This window comes from Leptothrix sp. (in: b-proteobacteria) (assembly GCF_965250675.1).
Taxonomy (GTDB): domain Bacteria; phylum Pseudomonadota; class Gammaproteobacteria; order Burkholderiales; family Burkholderiaceae_C; genus Sphaerotilus.
The window spans coordinates 68,961-84,909 of the sequence record NZ_CBDFPH010000008.1 but is presented as its reverse complement, the minus strand read 5'-3'; the positions used below and the strand labels follow the sequence as shown (position 1 = coordinate 84,909).

The following is a 15,949-nucleotide window of genomic DNA, read 5'->3' as shown; positions in this document are numbered from 1 at the left end:
CCACATCGGGCGCCGGGGGCTTTGCCACGCGCTTCGGGCGCGCGGGGATGGCCGCAGGGTTTACTGCTTGAGGCTGAGCGTGTACTTGCCGGCCGTGGCGCCCACGCCACCGCTGACGTAGACCACGCGCAGGTACAGCGGCACCACGGCTTTGCCGACGTTGTTGATCGTCACGGTATCGGCCACGCCGGTGCCATTGCGGATGCTGCCCAGCAGCGCGCCATTGGCCATGTAGAGGTAGAGGTCGTAGTTGGACGTGGCGTTGGGCTTGAGCGTGCTCACCAGCGCCTTGCCGGCAGCGATGTCGACGCGGTAGTAATCCACATCGGTCTTGGCGCTGAAGCTGCCGTTGACCAGGGCCGGGTTGACTTTGATGAGCTGTGCCTTCGCCAGCGTGTTGTTGGTCTCGACCTCTGCCACGGTGGAGGTCACCGGCGCGGGTGTCGGCGCAGGTGTGGGCGTGGGCGAGGTGGTCGTGCCGGTGGCGGCGTCGACTGCTGCACTGGCGTTGATCAGCCCGCTGCCGCACAGGTTGCATGCGGCGGGGAATGCGCGCACGCTGGACTTCAGGCGTGCGGCCACGTCGTCGGGCGTGAGCGCCGGGTTCTTGGCCAGCATCAGCGCAACCACGCCGGCCACGTGCGGCGTCGCCATCGACGTGCCCATGTAGCTGGCATACGAATCAGCGCCCGGCACGGACGTGCCGGCATTCAGCGTCGACAGGATGCCCGCGCCGCTGTCGCCGCCCGGTGCCGCCAGCGTGACCTTGGCGCCAAAGTTGGAGTACGACGCCTTGCCGCCGGTGCGACCGACCGCTGCCACGGTGATGACACCCGCGCAGCTGGCCGGGCTGAAGTTGGCGGCGTCGGCGTTCGAGTTGCCGGCCGCCACCACCACCACCGTGCCACGGCTGCGCGCGCTGTTGATGGCGTTCTGGGTCGTGATGTCGCACGCGCCCGAGCCGCCCAGCGACAGGTTGATCACCCGTGCCGGCGTCGGGTTGGCCGGCAGGCCGGTCACCGTGCCGCCCGAAGCCCAGACGATCGCATCGGCGATGTCCGAGGTGTAGCCGCCGCAGCGGCCCAGCACGCGCAGCGGCAGCACCTTGGCGCCGGGGGCGACGCCTGCGATGCCGCTGCCGTTGTTGGTCACGGCCGCAATCGTGCCGGCCACATGGGTGCCGTGCCAGCTGCTGTTGCTGGCCGGGCTGCCGCTGTAGCAGGCGCTGGCGGGGGCCCAGTCACCCGTGTCGGTCGGGTCGGCGTCGCGGCCGCCGCCGTCGTTGGCGATGGCTGCCGTGTTGATGAAGTCATAGCCGGCCAGCAGGTTGGCCTTCAGGTCGGCGTGCGGGCGGACGCCGGTGTCCAGCACCGCCACTACCACGCCGGCGCCGGTCGACTTGTCCCAGGCGGTGGGCATGTTCATGCCCGCAGTGGCCTCGAACAGCGCCCATTGCTGGGCGTAGGAGCCGTCGGTGGGCGTCAGTTGCGCCTGCATCACGCGGTCGGGCTCAGCGTATTCGACGTTGGCGTCACCGGCGCGGATATCTTCCGCCACCCGGCGCGCTTCGGCCAGGCCCAGGCGGCGGTTCATGCGCAGCACGTGCGAGCCATCGTTGCCGCGCCGCTCGTGCTTCATCTCGATGCCGGCCCGGTTGCCGGCAATCCGCGCGCTCGTCAGCGTGCCGGTGTCCAGCGCGGTGGCGCTGGTGGCGTTGCGGTAGCGCACGATCATGCGGTCGGTCTGCTCCAGCACGACGTCCTGGCGCATCAGGCGCGGGGTTCCGGCTGCGGCTGGCTCGGCAGCCCCGCTGCCGTGGCTGGCCGACAAGGCCAGCGCGGCAAGCAGCCAGCGCGCGAGCGCCGGGGAGCGTTTCTGACGGACGGCTTCAGGGCCGTGGCGGGGTGTCGGCGAGGTCTGCATGACGTGCTTTCTGGTGGGCGTTCAGCCATGGGATAACGGCTGCTCGAACACTTTTTCGGCCACTTCAGCTTCGACTTGAGGCCTTTGTTACCAAATGCTTGACGCGCCCGGCGCGTCGGCATTCACACCACCGGCTTGACCGCTGCCGCGCGCGCCGCAAATTCGGCCCGCAGCGCCTTGAGCTTCTCGCGCGGATCTTCCTTGACGGTCTTTTCGTCGAGCTTCATCTCGTGGATGAACCGGCTCGGAATGCCCTTCTTCATCTCGCGCCCGCGCCGCTGCCGCAGCAGCGTGCAGACCAGCAGCGTGCGCCGCGCGCGGGTGATGCCCACGTACATCAGCCGGCGCTCTTCCTCCAGGCGCTCGGGCGTCATGTCCTCCTCCTCGCGCTTGAAGGGCAGCGTGCCCTCGTTGACGCCGGCCAGCACCACGTGCGGCCACTCCAGGCCCTTGCTGGCGTGCAGGGTCGACAGCGTCACCATGTTCTGGTCCTCGCCGCGCTCGGCCAGGCTCAGGATCACGCTGATGCTCTGGGCGATGTCGAGCACGCTCTTGCGCTCGGTCTCGGTCGCAATGCCGCCATCGTTCTCGACCTGCCCGCCGCAGCGCTTGGCGACCCAGTCGATGAAGTCGATCACGTTGCTCCAGCGCGCGGCCGCCACTTTCTCGTTCTCTTCGTTGTCGTACAGGAACGATTCGTAGCCGATCTCGGTCAGCCACTCCAGCAGCATCGGCTTGGCGGCCTCGGCGCCCACGGTGTGGCGGGCCTTGTATTCGAGGTCGTTGATGTAGCGGCCGAACTCGTGCAGCGAGCCGATCGCCTTGGCGCTCAGGCGGGTGCCGAGCGACTCCTGGAACAGCGCCTCGAACAGGCTCACCTTCCACTGGCCGGCAAATTCGCCCAGAGCGCCCAGCGTGGTGTGGCCGATGCCGCGCTTGGGCGTGGTCACCGCGCGCAGAAACGCCGGGTCGTCGTCCTGATTGACCAGCAGGCGCAGCCAGCCGCACAGGTCCTTGATCTCGGCGCGGTCGAAAAAGCTCTGCCCGCCCGAGACCTTGTACGGAATCTGCGCGCGCCGGAACGCCTCTTCGAGCTTGCGGCTCTGGTGGTTGGCGCGGTAGAGCACGGCAAAGTCGCGCCACTCGGTCACACCCGTGTACGCGCCGGTCGCGTTCGCGCGGATGCCCAGGATGCGCGCCACCGCCCGCTCGGCCTCGTGTTCTTCCTGGTCGCACTCGACCACCCGCACCGGCTCGCCGTCGCCCAGGTCGCTCCAGAGCTTCTTCTGGAAGATCTTCGGGTTGAGCGCAATGACGTTGTTGGCCGCCTCCAGGATCGCGCCCGTGGAGCGGTAGTTCTGCTCCAGCGGAATGACCTTGAGCTTCGGGTAGTCCTGCGGCAGGCGCTTGAGGTTCTCGATGGTGGCGCCACGCCAGCCGTAGATGCTCTGGTCGTCGTCGCCCACGGCGGTGAAGACGCCGTCCGGGCCGACGATCTCTTTCAGCAACTCGTACTGTGTCGCGTTGGTGTCCTGGTATTCGTCGACCAGCACGTGGCGCAGCTGGTCGCGCCACTTCTGGCGCGCCTCGTCGTGCTGCTGCAGCAGCTGGAGCGGCAGGCCGATCAGGTCATCGAAGTCCACCGCCTGGTACGCCGTCAGCCGCTCCTGGTAGAGCTTCATCACCCGCGCGGCCTGCACCTCGTCGGCGTTCTGCGCCTGGCCTTCGGCCTGTTCCCAGGAGATGCCTTCGTTCTTCCACAGGCTGATGGTCCACTGCCAGCGCCGCGCCACCTGCGCGTCGGTGGTGCCGCCGGCGTCGCGCAGCACGCTCAGCACGTCGTCGCTGTCGAGGATCGAGAACTTGGGCTTCAGGCCGACCCGCTCGCCGTCCTCGCGCAGGATGCGCACGCCCAGGCTGTGGAACGTCGCGATCAGCAGGTGCTTGGACGCCCGCGCGCCCACCAGCGACTTGGCGCGCTCGCGCATCTCCTGCGCCGCCTTGTTGGTGAAGGTGATGGCGCCGATCTGCTCGGGCCGCAAGCCCGCCTGCAGCAGCCGCGCAATCTTCTGCGTGATCACCCGCGTCTTGCCCGAGCCCGCGCCGGCCAGCACCAGACAGGGGCTGTGCAGATGATTGACCGCCTCCATCTGGGCGGGATTGAGGGTCGAGGGGGCTTCGGCCATGAATCGCGCCCTCTCAGCCTGCGGGCCGGGCAAACGGCGCCACGCCGATCCACGCGCCGTGGGCCCAGAACGCAAACCCCGCCCAGGCGACCACGCCGATCACGACCGTCAGCACGGTGCGCACGGTCGTCACGGGCACGGCCATGACCGGGGCGGGACGACGGCGCGCGGCGCGGAAGTCCAGCACCGCCCAGAGCAGAAAGCTGCCGAACAGCAGCACATCGGCCAGCGTGTGGTTGGCCAGCAGATGCGCCAGCGCCCAGACCTTGACGCCCAGGATCATCGGGTGCTTGAGTCGCGCCTTGATCGCGTTGCCCGGCACGTAGGTGGCCGCGAGCATCACGAACGCGATCAGCGTCAGCAGCGCCGCCAGATGCCGCCCGCCCGTCCACGGCGTCCACAGCGGCACGGGGTTGAGCCGCGCCTGGCCGTAGCCGATGCAGATCAGCACGAAGCCGGCCAGTGCCAGCAGCGCATACACGCCTTTCCAGACGCCTTCGCCGCGCTGGGCGATCTGGCGCGCGCGCCAGTCGTCGGCCACGATGCGCACCGAATGCACGCCCAGAAACAGAATCAAACCGAGGATCAAGATCGACATTGCCGCTCCTTGTGGGATCAAGGCGGCGGATTGTGCGCCCGGCCGGGCGGCTCCGTCAGGCGCGGGCGTCGAACTGCAGCAGGGCGCGGGCGATCGACTCCAGCGGCAGGATCTCGTCGACCGCCTGCAGCTTGATCGCCTCCATCGGCATGCCGAACACCACGCAGGTCTCCTCGTTCTGCGCGATGGTGCGGGCGCCGCCGTCGTGCAGCACCTTCATGCCGCGCGCGCCGTCGTCGCCCATGCCGGTCAGGATGATGCCCAGCACGTTGCCGCCGGCGCATTCGGCCGCCGAGCGGAACAGCACGTCCACCGACGGCTTGTGGCGGTTGACCGGCGGGCCGTCGATCACCTTGACGTAGTACTGCCCGACCGACTTGCGCAGCTGCATGTGGCGCCCGCCCGGGGCGATCAGCGCCACGCCGCGCTCCAGCCGGTCGCCGTCGCGGGCTTCGCGCACGTTGATGGCGCACAGGCCGTCCAGGCGCGCGGCGTACATGGCGGTGAACTTCTCCGGCATGTGCTGGGTGATGGCGATGCCGGGCGCGTCGGCCGGCAGCGCCGTCAGGATGCATTCGAGCGCCTGCGTGCCGCCGGTGGAGCTGCCGATCACCACCGGCTTGTTGACCGCCAGCGCGTGCACCGACGAGCCGGACGGGCGCGCGGACGCCAGCTTGACGCCGCCCGCGTCCCCTGCCGCCGGCAGGCTGGTGCGGGCGCGCGGCCTGGAGCGTGCCGCCGCCTTGAGCGTCTGGATCATTTCCTGGCGCGACTCCTCCAGGTGCTGTTTCAGCCCGAACTGCGGCTTGGCCAGCACCGCCACCGCGCCCGCGGCCAGCGCGTCGAGCGCCACCCGGCCGCCTTCGGTGCCCAGCGTCGAGCAGATCACGGTCGGGATCGGGTCGGTCGACATCACCTGGCGCAGGAAGGTCAGGCCGTCCATGCCGGGCATCTCGATGTCGAGCAGCAGCACGTCGGGGCGTTTCTTGCGCATGGCCTCGATGGCGATGAGCGGATTGGGCGCGCTGCCGATCAGCTCGACATCGGCCAGGCCTGCCAGCAACTGCGCCAGTGTCTGCCGCACGACGGCGGAGTCGTCCACCACATAAACCTTGATGACTGCCATGGGGTGAGTTCCGTTCAATGGGACAGGTCCGGCACGTCGACCAGGACGCACTCGGGCTCGGCCGGGCCGACGACCCAGGCCAGTTTTCGATAGAAGGGGCCGCCCAGCGACTGCGACACCACGCGGATGCCGGCCTCGGTCAGCAGGTCCAGCACACGTTCGCCGTTCCAGGCGCCGATGTGGCTGCCCTTGACCAGGTGCGGAAACATGTTGCCGCCGCCGTAGACATGGGCTTCGCACAGCTGCGGCGCAATGCCGATGCGGCGCAGCCCGTCATACATCGCCTGCAGGGCGCAGCTGGCGTAGGCGGTGTTGCCCTGCGCAGCCGGCCCGGGCTCGCTGGCGTGCACGACGTGGCACATCGCGCCCACGGTGCGGCGCGGGTCGGTCAGCACCACCGCCACGCAGGAGCCGAGCAGGGTTTCGAGCCGGTCGCCGCGCGTGGCCACCGCCACGTTGCCGGGCTGCAGCACGAAGCCGTGCGACGGTGGTGGCTGGAAGGGACTGGCGCTCATGCGGGTTCAGCGTCCGCTGCTCAGAGCGGCTTGCGGAACGCGCCGGGCACGAGGGTCGTGAGCTGCACATCGGCCTGAACCCGGCCTTCGGCCGTGCCCATGAAAAACAGCCCGCCCGGCTTCAGCGTGGCCACCACGCGGTCGACCACCTGGCGCTTGGTTTCGGGGTCGAAGTAGATCAGCACGTTGCGCAGAAAGACCACGTCGAACGGCCCCAGCCCGCTGAACGGCTTGCACAGGTTGAGCTGGCCGAAGCGCACGCGCTCCAGCAGCTTGGGCTGGATCATGGCCTGACCCTCGGCCGGCCCTTCGCCGCGCAGGCAGTAGCGGCGCAGCCGCTCGGGCGAGACATGGCGCAGGCGGTCCTCGGGGTAGACGGCCTCCTTGGCGCTCAGCAGCACGCGGTGGCTGATGTCGGTGCCCAGGATTGACCAGTCCGGCCCGATGCGGCCCGCCTGCTGCATGTCGGCCAGCAGCATCGCGGTGCTGTAGGCCTCGTCGCCGAAGGAGGACGCGGCGCTCCAGATGTTCAGCGGGCCGGCCTTGGGGCCGCGCGCGGCGAGTTCCTGCTCCAGCACCTCGTAGTGCTTGGGCTCGCGGAAGAAATAGGTCTCGTTGGTGGTCAGCAGGTCGATCGCCATCTGGAATTCGCCCGCCTCGCTGTCGTCCTGCAGCAGCGCGAGGTAGTCGTCATAGCCGCGCAGCCCGAGCCGCTGGATGCGCGAGTTCAGCCTGGACGACACCAGCGACTTCTTCGACGCCGTCAGCGACAGGCCGATCGCGTCGTAGATGATGCGACTGATGGCCTGGAAGGTGCGGTCGCTCAGTGGCTCGCGCTCAAACGGGGAGATGACCATGTGGGGCTCAGGCAGCGAGCCTGTCCTGTTCCTGTTGACACAGCAAGGCCATGTCCTCGACGTCGAGCGCGCTGTCGGGCTCCAGGATGACGACGAAGCGCCCCTGGACCTTGGCCATGCCGCGGATGTACTCGCGTCGCACCACGCTGCCGAACTGCGGCGGTGGTTCGATCTGGCCGGGCGCGATGTCGATCACCTCGCTGACTGCATCGACCATCAGCCCGAGGTCGATGCGCTCGGTCTCGCAGCGGGCGTCGAAGATCACGATGCAGGTCTTCTCGCCCACGGGGGCCGCACCCCGGCCAAAGCGGGCCTGCAGGTCGATGACCGGCACGACTGCGCCACGCAGGTTGATGACGCCGCGCACGAACAGCGGCGTCAGCGGCACGGTGGCCATCTGGCCGTACTGGATGATTTCGCGCACCGAATCGATGCCGACCGCAAACACGCTCTCGCCGAGCATGAAGGTCAGGTACTGGGCCGACTCGGGCGCGCCCTGGAGCGGGGAAGGGGCGTTCATCGCAGTGCGCTCAGTAGGGGCGGAAGTTGGCCTCTTTGGCCCGGGTTCCCGCCGCCGCCACGCCCTTTTGCAGGCTGGCCACCGGCCGCCGCATCATGCTGTCAGACGCCTGCGCGCGGCGCAGCGGCACGACGGCCGAATGCGCTTCGCCGGCGTTGAAGAAGCCGATCACCTGCTGCAGCTGCTCGGCCTGGCCGGACAGTTCCTCGCTGGTGGAGGCCAGTTCCTCGGACGCCGACGCGTTCTGCTGCGTCGCCTTGCTGAGCTGGCCCATGGCGCCGCCGATCTGGTTGACCGCCGAGCTTTGCTCCTCGGAGGCCGCCGAGATTTCCTGCACCAGGTCGCTTGTCTTCTTGATCGAGGGCACGATCTCGTCGAGCAGCTTGCCGGCGCGCTCTGCGGTCGAGACGCTGTTGGACGCCAGGTCGCCGATCTCCTTGGCCGCTTCCTGGCTGCGCTCGGCCAGCTTGCGCACTTCCGCCGCCACCACCGCGAAGCCCTTGCCGTGTTCGCCGGCGCGTGCCGCTTCGATGGCCGCGTTGAGCGCCAGCAGGTTGGTCTGGTAGGCGATGTCGTTGACGATGCTGATCTTGGCCGCGATCTGCTTCATGGCCTTGACGGTCAGGGTGACGGCCTCGCCGCCTTCGCTGGCTTCCTTGGAGGCCTTGGTGGCCATGCCGTCGGTGACCTTGGCGTTGTCGCTGTTCTGCGAAATGGAGGCCGACATCTGCTCGATCGACGCGGTGGTTTCCTCCACCGAGGCGGCCTGCTCGCTGGCCGCCTGCGACAGCGACTGCGCCGTGGCGCTGACCTGGCCGGCCGCGCCGGTGAGCTGGTCGGCGGCGCCGCGCACCTCGTCGATGATGCCGGCGAGCTTGTCGCACGTGGCGTTGGCGTCCTGCTTGACCTGGTCGAAGATGCCCTGGGCGTCGCGGCTGATGCGCTGCGACAGGTCGCCGCCGGCCAGGCCCGAGAACACGCGGCTGACGTCTTCGATGATGCCGGCGAGCGTCTCGCTGGTGGCGTTGGCGTCGGCCTTGAGCTGGCCGAAGGTGCCGGCGTACTCGGCGATGACGCGCTGCGACAGGTCGCCCGCAGCCAGGGCCGCCAGCACGCGGCCCAGGTCGGCTGAGATCACGGACGTGGTCTCCATCATCGAGTTGACGCCGCTGCACAGCGCCTCGATCGGGCCGGACTTGCCTTCGAGCGGAATGCGCTTGTTCAGGTTGCCTTCGCGGGCGGCGGCGGTGACGGCCTGTGCCTGCTCGACCGCCAGGCGAAGCATGGTGTTGGCGTTGACCTCGGCGGTGATGTCGGTGGCGTACTTGACCACCTTGAACGGCTTGCCGTTCAAATCCATGATCGGGTTGTAGGACGCCTGGATCCAGATTTCGCGGCCGCCCTTGCCGATGCGCATGTACTGGCCGGCGTCGTATTCACCGCGACCGAGCTTTTCCCAGAACAGGCGGTAGTCGACGCTGTTGCGGTGGTTCGGCTCGACGAACATCGAATGGTGCTGGCCCTTGATCTCGTTGAGCGAATAACCCAGCACGCTCAGGAAGTTGTCGTTGGCGTGGAGCACCTTGCCGTCCAGGCTGAACTCGATCACCGCCTGCGCCTTGCTGATGGCCTGTAGCTGGCCCTCGAAGTCGGCCGACTGCAGCCGCGCGGCGGTCACGTCGGTGGCGATCTTGACGATCTTGACCACGCGGCCCATCTCGTCGTTGACGGGCGCGTAGATCGCCTGGATCCAGACTTCCTTGCCCGCCTTGGTGATGCGCTTGAAGACCTCGCTCTGCGGCTTGCCGGCATTCAGCTCGCGCCAGAAGTTGTCGTAGGCGGCGGTGGCGGCGTGCGCCGGGTCGACGAACAGGCGGTGATGCTGGCCCGTGACCTCTTCGAGCCGGTAGCCCATCAGCTGCAGGAAGTTGGCGTTGGCGTGCAGCACCTGGCCGCGCAGGTCGAACTCGATGTAGGCGTAGGAGGCGTCGATGGCGCCCAGCACGCCGCGCGCGTTCTGGCGCTCGATCTCGGCTTCGGTGATGTCGTAGCGCACGCCCAGGTACTTCATCGGCTTGCCGTTCTCGCCCAGGATCGGCGCGACCACGGCGTCGACGTAGTACGGCGTACCGTCCTTGGCGCGGTTCTTGATGACGCCCCGGAAGGTCTCGCCGCGGCCGATGGTCGACCACAGCTGCTTGAAGGTGTCCTTGGGCATGTCGGGGTGGCGCGTGGTGTTGTGCGGCCGCCCGATCAGCTCGTCGCGGCTGTACTTCGAGACCTCGCAGAACTTGGCGTTCACGCTCAGGATGTCGCCCTTCTTGTCGGCCTCCGAGACGATGCTGGTCACGTTCATGATGTCGGTGCGCACCTTCAGCTCGGACTCGACCTCGGCGAGCCGGCCCTTCAGCTCCGCCAGCGCCGCCTCGGCGGCCAGGCGGGCGCTTTCGTTCTTCTGCGCCTCATCGGCGGCTTGCTTGAGTTCGGCGCCGATCAGGAGCCGGGCGATCCAGGAGGGTTGATGCTGATTCATGAGGCTTGGCCTTCAGTGAGGGTTTGGGCGATCGGGTGGACCGGACGGGTGGCGTAGGCGTGGGACGGCTGGGCCGCCAGTTGGCCCAGGGACGCGACGTCGCAGATCAACGCCACCTCGCCGTTGCCGAGAATGGAAGAACCGGAGATGCCGCGCAGCGTCTTGAACAGATGCCCCAGCGGCTTGATGACGGTCTGGTACTGGCCGAGCAGCGCGTCGACCAGAATGCCGTACGGCCCGCTGCCCGCATTGACGACCACGATGCTGTCGCGCTCGGGCGGCGGCGCATCGAGCCCGTAGAGCGTGCGCAGGCTGACCACCGGCAGCACCTCGCCGCGCAACTCGACCACGCCGCGGCCGCGGGCGTCGAGTTCGGTGGCCTCGGGCTGGCTCTCGATCACCTCGACCACCGCATCAAGCGGGAAGATGAACTTGGACGCGCCCACGCTGACCAGGAAGCCATCGATGATGGCCAGTGTCAGCGGCAGGCGGATGTCGATCTGCGTGCCGGCGCCCGGCGTGCTGTGCAGCTGAACGTTGCCGCGCAAGGCCTCGATGTTGCGGCGCACCACATCCATGCCGACGCCGCGCCCGGACAGGTTGGTGACTTGCGCGGCGGTCGAGAAGCCGGGCTCGAAGATCAGCTTGAGGATGTCGGCGTCCGGCGGCGTCACGCCCCGGTCGACCAGGCCGCGCTCCCAGGCGCGCTGCAGCACGCGGTCGCGGTCGATGCCGCGGCCGTCGTCCTCGATGCGGATCAGGATGTTGCCCGACTCGTGGCGCGCACTCAGCACCACCGTGCCGGCGGCAGGCTTGCCGGCGGCCACGCGCTCGGCCGGGGTTTCCAGGCCATGGTCGAGGCTGTTGCGCACCAGGTGCATCAGCGGGTCGGCGATGCGCTCGACCATCGATTTGTCGAGTTCGGTCTCGCCGCCGACGATCTCCAGCGCCACCTCCTTGCCCAGCTGCGAGGCGGTGTCGCGCACCACGCGGCGGAAGCGGCTGAAGGTCTCGCCGATCGGCACCATGCGCAGCTGCAGCGTGCCGTTGCGCACTTCCTCGATCAGGCGGCCGATGTTCTGGTTGGCTTCGAGCAGGTTGCGCTGGCGCGTCTGCCGCGCCAGCATCGACGCGCCCGCGCCGGCAATCACCAGCTCGCCGAGCAGGTTGATGACGGCGTCGAGCCGGTCGGCGTGCACGCGGATGTAGCGGTTCTCGTCGGCGGCTTGGGCGACCGGGGCCGGCTCGCGCTGCCTGCGCTGCTTGTTGAGCGCGGCGGCGACCACGGCCTCGGGCACGCCGGCCTGCGTGTGCAGCAGCTCGCCCAGCATGGGCGTGTTCTCGGGCGAACTGAACAGGGCCGCCTGCTGATGGTCCAGGCAGTCCTGCAGTTGATCGCGCGTGACGGCGCCGATGGCCACCAGCATGTCGCCCAGGCGCGGTCGGTCGGGCATGTCCTCGATCAGCTTGGCGTAGGTCTCGGCCGAGGCGCGTGGCTCGATCAGCTTGAGCACGCAGTCGTCGCGCACGAAGCTGAAGGCGGCCTCGATGTCCTCGCGGCTGGCGGCGGTCTCCAGGCCCAGCTCGAAGGCCAGGTGGCACTGCTCGGGGTCCATGGCGTCGAGCGCGGGCACCGCCTCGCGGTCGCAGTCGATCGCCACCACCGTGCCCAGGCCTTCCAGATAGCCCAGGATCGCCAGCGGGTCCATGCCGTTGCGGAAGGTGTCGGGGCCGAAGTGCGCCGACAGGTGCCAGCGCGGCAGGGCCTCGTCCGTGCTGGCGGGCGCTGCGATGGAGGCACCGCCATGGCCCGGCTCGCCCAGCAGCGCGTGCAGTTGCATCACCAGGTCGGCGCGGGTTTCGATCTGCTCCGGTGTGTCGGTGCTGTCGTCCGCGGCGGTGCCGATCAGGTGGCGGATCTGGTCGTTGCACTGCAGCAGCAGCGTGCTCACGCCCAGGTCCAGGTCGATCTGGCCTTCGCGGATGCGCGACAGCAGCGTCTCGACGTGGTGGGTGAAATCGACCACCTTGGTCAGGCCGAAGATGCCGGCCGAGCCCTTGACGGTGTGCGCGCAGCGGAACAGCGCGTCCAGCAGTTCGCGGTCGCCGGGGCTTTCTTCCAGCTGCAGCAGCAGTTGCTCCAGTGCCTCGGTCTGCTCGCGCGCCTCGCTGATGAAGGCCGGAATCGCCTCGGCGATGAAGCTCATGTCGTAGTCGGCATTCTTCTTTTTCATGCCGGCTCCGCCGCAGTGTGTTGTTCAAGCCAACCCGACAGGCCCAGCGTTTTGCACGCCTTGGTCAGCGTGCCCGTGGGCGCCACCAGCCGCCATTCCCAGCCCTTGTGTTCCAGCAGGGCCGACAGCGCGCACAGCAGCTGTACGCCGGCGCCGTCCAGATCGAGCACCTGTTGCGCGCCCACCTCCAGCGGCTGTGCCGGCTCCCCCGGCTGGCGGGCGATCCACGCCAGCAGCGCGGCATGGGTTTCGGCGGCGCTGAAGATGGTCAGCTCGCCGGGCAGGTCGAAGCGCTCGGTCATGGCGGCTCCTCAGGGAAGAATCAGCTTGGAGACGGCATCCAGCAGCACGGGTGGGCTGAAGGGCTTGACGATCCACGCCTTGGCGCCGGCCGTCTTGCCCTGCTGCATGCGGTCGCCGCCGTTTTCGGTCGTCAGCATGATCACCGGCGTGAACTTGTAGCGCGGGTTCAGCTTGACCTGGGTGACGAAGGTGATGCCGTCCATGCGCGGCATGTTCACGTCGCTGACGATCAGGTTGATCTTGCGGCCGTCGAGCTTGGTCAGCGCCTCGACGCCGTCGCCGGCTTCGAGCACGTCGTAGCCGGCGCGCGTCAGCGCGATGCTCACGACCTGACGCAGCGAGACGGAGTCGTCGACGACAAGAATGGTTTTGCTCATGCGGGTCTCTGGCTTAGAAAAAGGTCGCGCCGGCGCTGGCCTGGCCGGCCGTGGCGGGGGCGACGGTGTGGTCTTTCTGCTCGGCCGTGGTGTAGCCGGCGTTGAGCAGCTCGGTCCACTCGGCGCCTTCGGGCCGATGTCCGGTGGTGGCGGCGTCGATCAGCCGCGCGCTGGTGCTGCCCATCGACTGGGTGATCTGGTCGAGGATCTGGTGCACGCGGTCCTGGAACTGGAAGGCCACCATCAGGCCCTCGACCTGCTCGCGCACGGCGTCGCTGCGCGAGGCCAGGTCGGCGGCGCGGGCGTTGAGCTCATCGACCGTGCTGTCGACGCGGTGAATCACCGACGTGATGGTCTGCTCCGACTGGCCCAGCAGCGTCTGGTCGCCCTGCATGCGCTCGGTCGCCTGCGCCAGCGTCTGGCTGACCTGTTCGCTGAAGGCGTTGACCTGGTCGCCGATGCGCTTGCCGGTCTCGCCGGAGGCCGACGAAAGCCGGCGCACCTCGGCCGCCACCACGGCAAAGCCACGGCCGGCGGTGCCGGCGCGGGCCGCCTCGATGGCGGCGTTGAGCGACAGCAGGTTGGTCTGGCGCGCCAGGCCGGCCACGTCCTCGGCCATGTCGCGCAGGCCCGATGAAACGTGGGTGAGCGAGCGCACCGTGGACAGCACCTGATCGCGCGAGGTGACAAAGGCGTTGAAGCCCTGTATCAGCGTGCGCAGTTCGCGCTCGCACTCCGACAGCAGGTTGGCGCGCTGGTCGAGTGCGCCGGCGCCACCGCCACCTGCCGCCGGCTGCGTGATCTGGTCGAGCTGGCCCAGGATGGACGCAAAGCCCTGCACCACCTGCGTGGTGGCCTCGCGCATCTGCGTCTGCGCGGTCTGGATGTGCTGGGCCCAGAGCTGGGTGGCTTCGTCGATCAGGCGGGCGGTGTGTTCGGCCTCGGTGGACGATGTGCGGGCCGATGTGTTGGATGACACACCGCGATCGACCGCACCGTGCCCCGGCCGGGCCCGCCACTGCTGCACCTTGCCGGGCACGCCCAGCGCCAGCAGCCCCAGACACAGGCCCGACAGGCCGGCGGCCCAGGGACGACCGGCGACGGTGGCAGCCGCCCAGGCGAGAAACACCAGACCAGGCGTGGCCTGACGGGCGGTAGACAGTGAGATGCGCATTTTGTATGGACCCGAGAACTGCATTGAAAGCAGGACCCCCTCACCGTGGTGTGGCGGCTTCTGTGTTCTAGGTAGTTTCGGCCTCGTGTCCGGAAACTAAACCCGAATCAGCACCGAGTTCAGCCATCAGATTTCAGATTTGGTCTCGGACCCGGCGAGCGGCGTAGATGCAAGTCAATTCGCGCGGATGCACGGCATCAAATTGATAATGGCTTATCATTATCAAAATGAATTTTTCCTCTGCCCCTTCACCCAGTGCCCGCACCACGCGCCAGCGCGAGGCCATCCGCGCCGGCATCGAGCAGGCCGGCCGTCCGCTGACGCCCGCCGAAGTGCTGGCCGCCGCGCAGGTGCAGGTGCCGGGACTGGGCATTGCCACGGTCTACCGCAACCTCAAGCTGCTGGAGGCCGAGGGCCACATCCGCGCCGTCGACCTGCCCGGCCAGGCGCCGCGCTACGAGATCGAGCACCACGCCCACCTGCACCACTTCCACTGCCAGCGCTGCGACCGCATGTTCCCGATCCACGCCTGCCCGGGCTCGATCGAGCAGCTCGCGCCGCAGGGCTTCGTGGTCGAGCGCCATGACCTGACGCTGCACGGCCTGTGCGCCGATTGCGTGGCGACTGCCGTCGAGGAGCACGCTTGATGAACTGGGGCGCTCCCGCGCGGCTGGCCGGCGCGCTGGGCCTGATGGCGCTGCTGTGGCTGGCGGTGGGCTGGGCACTGGCATGAAGGCAGGTCTGCCGCTGGCCACGCCGGCCCTGATCGTGCGCGACCTGACGGTCGCCTACCGCAGCCACCCGGCCATTCACCACCTGTCGGGCGAGTTCGCGGCCGGCTCCTCCACGGCCGTGATCGGGCCCAACGGCGCCGGCAAGAGCACGCTGATGGGCGTGCTGGCCGGCCGGGTGCGGCCGACGCAGGGCGGTATCGACTGCGCGGCGGGCACCCGCATCGCCTACCTGCCGCAGCAGGCCGAGATCGACCGGACGTTTCCGATCACCGTGCGCGACGTCGTCGCCATGGGCCTGTGGCCCCGGCTGGGTGCGTTTCGCCGTGTGCGGGCCGAGGACCGCGCCGCCATCAGCCACGCGCTGGCGCAGACCGGGCTGGCGGGCTTCGAACGCCGCCTGATCGGCGAGTTGTCCACCGGCCAGTGCCAGCGCGTGCTGTTCGCGCGGCTGATGCTGCAGGACGCCCGCGTGGTGCTGCTGGACGAGCCCTTCAACGCGGTCGACGAGCGCACCACCGCCGACCTGCTGGCCGTGGTGCACACCTGGCACCGCGAAGGCCGCACCGTGATCGCGGTGCTGCACGACATGGAGCAGGTGCGGCAGAACTTCGAGCAGACCCTGCTGCTGGCGCGCGAGGCCGTCGCCTGGGGCCCGACCGAGGCCGTGCTGCGCGAGCACGCGCTGCGCCAGGCGCGCCAGATGGTCGAGGCCTGGGACGAGCGCGCACCCGCCTGCCAGGTGCATGTCGAGCCGCAGGGCGAAGCGTCCGCCACGCCGCCGGCCCCGGCGCCCGGACAGGTCCATTCGCACGGCCACCGCCACGACGCTCATGCCCCTCACGCGCACTGACGCGCGTCAATTCATTCCC

At 68.8% G+C, this 15,949-nt stretch carries 14 protein-coding genes; 2 read left to right on the top strand and 12 right to left on the bottom strand.

The window, feature by feature from the left end; translation table 11 throughout:
• Positions 1-60 precede the first annotated feature (60 nt).
• The 12 genes from AC5IG3_RS09540 to AC5IG3_RS09485 all read right to left on the bottom strand — a co-directional run bounded on the left by AC5IG3_RS09540 (position 61) and on the right by AC5IG3_RS09485 (position 14,346).
• Positions 61-1,923: a S8 family peptidase gene (locus AC5IG3_RS09540; RefSeq protein ID WP_491906062.1), complete on the bottom strand. Its 1,863-nt coding sequence runs from the start codon at positions 1,921-1,923 to the stop codon at positions 61-63.
• A 122-nt stretch (positions 1,924-2,045) separates the two neighbouring features.
• A complete protein-coding gene (locus tag AC5IG3_RS09535; protein ID WP_491906061.1) occupies positions 2,046-4,109 on the bottom strand; it encodes an ATP-dependent helicase in 2,064 nt (687 codons plus the stop codon).
• A 13-nt stretch (positions 4,110-4,122) separates the two neighbouring features.
• The gene (locus tag AC5IG3_RS09530) at positions 4,123-4,707 is read right to left on the bottom strand and encodes an NnrU family protein (RefSeq protein WP_491906060.1); all 585 of its coding nucleotides are present in this window, start codon (positions 4,705-4,707) and stop codon (positions 4,123-4,125) included.
• A 55-nt stretch (positions 4,708-4,762) separates the two neighbouring features.
• Positions 4,763-5,833, bottom strand: coding sequence for a protein-glutamate methylesterase/protein-glutamine glutaminase (locus AC5IG3_RS09525; RefSeq protein ID WP_491906059.1), 1,071 nt, complete (start codon positions 5,831-5,833; stop codon positions 4,763-4,765).
• Positions 5,834-5,847: 14 nt separating this feature from the next.
• Complete coding sequence (locus tag AC5IG3_RS09520; RefSeq protein WP_491906058.1) at positions 5,848-6,348, bottom strand: chemotaxis protein CheD; 501 nt, start codon at positions 6,346-6,348, stop codon at positions 5,848-5,850.
• Between the two features lie 20 nt (positions 6,349-6,368).
• Complete coding sequence (locus AC5IG3_RS09515; protein ID WP_491906057.1) at positions 6,369-7,205, bottom strand: CheR family methyltransferase; 837 nt, start codon at positions 7,203-7,205, stop codon at positions 6,369-6,371.
• Positions 7,206-7,212: 7 nt separating this feature from the next.
• Complete coding sequence (locus tag AC5IG3_RS09510; protein ID WP_491906056.1) at positions 7,213-7,725, bottom strand: chemotaxis protein CheW; 513 nt, start codon at positions 7,723-7,725, stop codon at positions 7,213-7,215.
• 10 nt (positions 7,726-7,735) lie between these two features.
• Positions 7,736-10,258, bottom strand: coding sequence for a methyl-accepting chemotaxis protein (locus tag AC5IG3_RS09505; RefSeq protein WP_491906055.1), 2,523 nt, complete (start codon positions 10,256-10,258; stop codon positions 7,736-7,738).
• Complete coding sequence (locus AC5IG3_RS09500) at positions 10,255-12,492, bottom strand: chemotaxis protein CheA (RefSeq protein WP_491906054.1); 2,238 nt, start codon at positions 12,490-12,492, stop codon at positions 10,255-10,257. Before AC5IG3_RS09500 ends, AC5IG3_RS09505 begins: the two co-directional genes overlap by 4 nt.
• Complete coding sequence (locus AC5IG3_RS09495; protein ID WP_491906053.1) at positions 12,489-12,794, bottom strand: STAS domain-containing protein; 306 nt, start codon at positions 12,792-12,794, stop codon at positions 12,489-12,491. The genes AC5IG3_RS09500 and AC5IG3_RS09495 overlap by 4 nt, the downstream gene beginning before the upstream one ends.
• Before the next feature lie 9 nt (positions 12,795-12,803).
• Complete coding sequence (locus AC5IG3_RS09490) at positions 12,804-13,172, bottom strand: response regulator (RefSeq protein WP_491906052.1); 369 nt, start codon at positions 13,170-13,172, stop codon at positions 12,804-12,806.
• 13 nt (positions 13,173-13,185) lie between these two features.
• Entirely contained in the window at positions 13,186-14,346 is a 1,161-nt protein-coding gene (locus AC5IG3_RS09485; protein WP_491906051.1) for a methyl-accepting chemotaxis protein, read from the bottom strand.
• Positions 14,347-14,573: 227 nt separating this feature from the next.
• On the opposite strand from AC5IG3_RS09485, the gene AC5IG3_RS09480 reads away from it, so the two are divergent.
• Positions 14,574-14,993: a Fur family transcriptional regulator gene (locus AC5IG3_RS09480; protein ID WP_491906050.1), complete on the top strand. Its 420-nt coding sequence runs from the start codon at positions 14,574-14,576 to the stop codon at positions 14,991-14,993.
• An 82-nt stretch (positions 14,994-15,075) separates the two neighbouring features.
• The gene (gene aztA, locus AC5IG3_RS09475; protein WP_491906049.1) at positions 15,076-15,930 is read left to right on the top strand and encodes a zinc ABC transporter ATP-binding protein AztA; all 855 of its coding nucleotides are present in this window, start codon (positions 15,076-15,078) and stop codon (positions 15,928-15,930) included.
• Positions 15,931-15,949: the final 19 nt, after the last annotated feature.

What these genes read in the sequence shown, in the direction of transcription:
- AC5IG3_RS09540 (WP_491906062.1), bottom strand. Translation starts at nt 1,923, where the DNA reads ATGCAGACCTCGCCGACACCCCGCCACGGCCCTGAAGCCGTCCGTCAG.
- AC5IG3_RS09535 (WP_491906061.1), bottom strand. Translation starts at nt 4,109, where the DNA reads ATGGCCGAAGCCCCCTCGACCCTCAATCCCGCCCAGATGGAGGCGGTC.
- AC5IG3_RS09530 (WP_491906060.1), bottom strand. Translation starts at nt 4,707, where the DNA reads ATGTCGATCTTGATCCTCGGTTTGATTCTGTTTCTGGGCGTGCATTCG.
- AC5IG3_RS09525 (WP_491906059.1), bottom strand. Translation starts at nt 5,833, where the DNA reads ATGGCAGTCATCAAGGTTTATGTGGTGGACGACTCCGCCGTCGTGCGG.
- AC5IG3_RS09520 (WP_491906058.1), bottom strand. Translation starts at nt 6,348, where the DNA reads ATGAGCGCCAGTCCCTTCCAGCCACCACCGTCGCACGGCTTCGTGCTG.
- AC5IG3_RS09515 (WP_491906057.1), bottom strand. Translation starts at nt 7,205, where the DNA reads ATGGTCATCTCCCCGTTTGAGCGCGAGCCACTGAGCGACCGCACCTTC.
- AC5IG3_RS09510 (WP_491906056.1), bottom strand. Translation starts at nt 7,725, where the DNA reads ATGAACGCCCCTTCCCCGCTCCAGGGCGCGCCCGAGTCGGCCCAGTAC.
- AC5IG3_RS09505 (WP_491906055.1), bottom strand. Translation starts at nt 10,258, where the DNA reads ATGAATCAGCATCAACCCTCCTGGATCGCCCGGCTCCTGATCGGCGCC.
- AC5IG3_RS09500 (WP_491906054.1), bottom strand. Translation starts at nt 12,492, where the DNA reads ATGAAAAAGAAGAATGCCGACTACGACATGAGCTTCATCGCCGAGGCG.
- AC5IG3_RS09495 (WP_491906053.1), bottom strand. Translation starts at nt 12,794, where the DNA reads ATGACCGAGCGCTTCGACCTGCCCGGCGAGCTGACCATCTTCAGCGCC.
- AC5IG3_RS09490 (WP_491906052.1), bottom strand. Translation starts at nt 13,172, where the DNA reads ATGAGCAAAACCATTCTTGTCGTCGACGACTCCGTCTCGCTGCGTCAG.
- AC5IG3_RS09485 (WP_491906051.1), bottom strand. Translation starts at nt 14,346, where the DNA reads ATGCGCATCTCACTGTCTACCGCCCGTCAGGCCACGCCTGGTCTGGTG.
- AC5IG3_RS09480 (WP_491906050.1), top strand. Translation starts at nt 14,574, where the DNA reads ATGAATTTTTCCTCTGCCCCTTCACCCAGTGCCCGCACCACGCGCCAG.
- aztA (WP_491906049.1), top strand. Translation starts at nt 15,076, where the DNA reads ATGAAGGCAGGTCTGCCGCTGGCCACGCCGGCCCTGATCGTGCGCGAC.